Here is a 333-nt window from a genome sequence, read left to right on the forward strand (position 1 = left end):
CATCCTTTTTAGTGAATATATAAAATAATTAACTTAGTGTATTAAAGATATGATACATGATTATTTTAATATATTTAAAAGTAAAATGAAATAAGAAACGGATAATTGTCGGAATATATTCGATTTCCGTTCATTTTTATGAAATATGTGTACTTTTTGTTAGATTCCTTCATTTTGTGCATATACAATAAATGTATATAGAAATAAGAAAAGGATGATGTACGTGAAGGACACGGTTTTACAAGAAACGATTTCTCCACAAGAATTACATAAAGTTGTTCAAAAGAATACAGCTTATTATGACTTTAAGTGGGGGAAAGTAGAAAATCCAGC

Annotated in this window: 1 pseudogene; it reads left to right on the top strand. The window is 26.4% G+C overall.

Annotation, left to right across the window (positions count from 1 at the left end):
- Positions 1-214: 214 nt before the first annotated feature.
- Positions 215-333 (top strand): annotated as a pseudogene (locus MR107_RS32115) (DUF2628 domain-containing protein); the annotation flags it as partial.

The organism is Bacillus cereus group sp. BfR-BA-01441 (assembly GCF_022663075.1).
Taxonomy (GTDB): Bacteria; Bacillota; Bacilli; order Bacillales; family Bacillaceae_G; genus Bacillus_A; species Bacillus_A cereus.